Annotated in this window: 2 protein-coding genes; both read right to left on the bottom strand. The window is 68.5% G+C overall.

The features are described from left to right. A partial coding sequence (locus tag Q8Q85_01220) for a Clp protease N-terminal domain-containing protein (protein ID MDP3772868.1) occupies nucleotides 1-1,926 on the bottom strand: 1,926 nt, incomplete at its 3' end. Nucleotides 1,927-2,063: 137 nt separating this feature from the next. Then, nucleotides 2,064-2,416: Uma2 family endonuclease (locus Q8Q85_01215; protein ID MDP3772867.1), on the bottom strand; the 353-nt coding region annotated here is incomplete at its 5' end.

Genomic DNA, 2,416 nt, shown 5'->3' with positions numbered 1-2,416 from the left:
CTCCTGGTACTCGGACATGTCGAGCCGGACCATCGCGCGCTCGTCGTCGAACAGGAACTCGGCCAGCGCGCGCGCCGTCTCCGTCTTCCCCACGCCCGTGGGCCCCAGGAAGATGAACGAGCCGGTGGGCCGGTGCGGGTCAGCGAGGCCGGCGCGGGAACGCCTGACTGCGTTGGAGACCGCCTCGACAGCCTCGGCCTGGCCGATCACCCGCGCCCCCAGATGCTCCTCGAGCTTCGCCAGCCGCTCCTTCTCCGACTCCATCATCCGCGTCACCGGAATGCCGGTCCACCTCGCCACTATCTCCGCGATGTCCTCGGCGTCCACTTCCTCCTTGAGGTACTTCCCCGCCTTCTGGAGCTCGGCAAGCTTCGACTCGGCCTCCTTCAGCTCGCGCTCGATGCCCGGCGCCGCACCGTAGGTCAGCTCCGCCGCCTTGGCGAGGTCGCCCTTGCGCGTGGCCTGCTCCGCCTCGGCCTTCAGCGTCTCGGTCTTCGCCTTGAGGTCGCGGATCCGCTGGATGGCCTCCTTCTCCGCCTGCCAGCGCACCTTCATCGAGCTGGACCGCTCGCGCGCGTCGGCCAACTCCTGCTCGAGCGCGGCCAGCCGCTGCCGGCTCGCCCGGTCCTTCTCCTTGGCCAGAGCAGCCTTCTCGATCTCCAGCTGCACGATCCGGCGCTCCACTTCGTCTATCTCGACCGGGAGCGAGTCTATCTCCATGCGCAGGCGAGAGGCCGCCTCGTCAATGAGGTCTATGGCCTTGTCGGGGAGGAACCGGTCGCCGATGTAGCGGTCCGAGAGCGTCGCGGCCGCGACGATCGCGGGGTCGGTGATGCGCACGCCGTGGTGGACCTCGTAGCGCTCCTTGAGGCCGCGGAGGATCGCGATGGTGTCCGCGACCGACGGCTCACCCACCAGGATCGGCTGGAAGCGGCGCTCCAGCGCGGCGTCCTTCTCGATGCGCTTGCGGTACTCGTCGAGCGTGGTGGCGCCCACCACATGCAGCTCCCCCCGCGCCAGGAGCGGCTTCAGCATGTTGGCCGCATCCACCGCACCCTCCGCTGCGCCGGCCCCCACGATGGTGTGCAGCTCGTCGATGAAGACGATGAACAACCCCTCGCCCGCCGTGATCTCCTTGAGGACGGACTTGAGGCGCTCCTCGAACTCACCGCGGTACTTGGTGCCGGCCACCAGCTGGCCGACGTCGAGCGCTACCAGCCGCTTGTTCTTCAGCGATTCGGGGACGTCGCCGTTCACGATGCGCTGGGCTAGACCTTCGACGATTGCCGTCTTCCCGACGCCCGGCTCGCCGATCAAGACCGGGTTGTTCTTGGTGCGCCGCGAGAGCACCTGCATCACCCGCCGCACTTCCTCGTCGCGCCCGATGACCGGATCCAGCTTGCCCTGCCGGGCCGATTCGGTGAGGTCGCGCGTGAAGCGTTCCAGAGCCTGGTACTTCTGCTCGGGATGCTGGTCGGTGACCCGGTGCGCGCCGCGCACCGAGTCGAGCGCCTGAAGCAGATCCTCGCGGCTCACTCCTTCCGCGCTCATCAGTTGCCGAGCGGCCGTACCCTTGGTCTCGAACAACGCGACGACGAGGTGCTCCGTCGAGACGTAGTCGTCCCCCAAGGCCTGCGCCTCGGCCTCGGCCTTGTCCAGCGCGTGGAGCAGCTCGCGCGCGAAGGTCGGCTCGCCGCCGCCGCTCTGTTTGGGGAACCGGTCCAGCTCGCGCGCCACGTCCGCCTTGAGGCGCGCCACGTTGATGCCGACCTTGTTGAGCAGGGGCGCCACTATCCCCTCGTCCTGCTCGAGGAGCGCGACCAGGAGGTGCGCGTCGTTGACGACCGGGTTGCCCCGCTGCCGGGCCAGCGATCGGGCCGACTCGATCGCCTCCGCGCTCTTGATGGTCAGTTTCTCGAAGTTCATAGTGCACTCAGCCGAAGCAACCGGCGTGCCGGGTCAGATTGCCACCGTGGCGGGGAATCTGCCGCGCCGGCACCAAAACGCAACGCGCCGGCCTAGGCGGCCGGCGCGTCGAGCACAGTGCTTCCTCGAGGTTACCTTCAATCCTCCCAGATCTGCGCAAAGAGCTGCCCCACGTTCAGACGCCCGGTTGCGCCGCCGGCAAACGACCATTCCAGCACCTCGTCCACGATCTCCGGCCCGGTGTCCTCGGGCCGCCAGCGTTCGATGAGGCGCGAGTCGAGGTCCACGATCCAGTACTCGGCGACACCGGCGCTCTGATAGATGCGACGCTTGGCCCCGCGGTCGCGCGGCGCGGTGCTCGGCGAGAGGATCTCGATCGCAAGCAGGGGAACGCCCACATCGGCCCAGCGCTCGAGCCGCCGGCCTGGAGTGCGGCGCACCACGAAGAGATCTGGCTGGACCAGCGTTTGAGGGCCGAGGACAACGTCCG

It is taken from the genome of Gemmatimonadales bacterium, from assembly GCA_030697825.1.
Classification (GTDB): Bacteria; Gemmatimonadota; Gemmatimonadetes; order Gemmatimonadales; family JACORV01; genus JACORV01.
The sequence above is the reverse complement of the archived record's forward strand: the minus strand, read 5'-3'. Positions and strand labels throughout refer to the sequence as shown.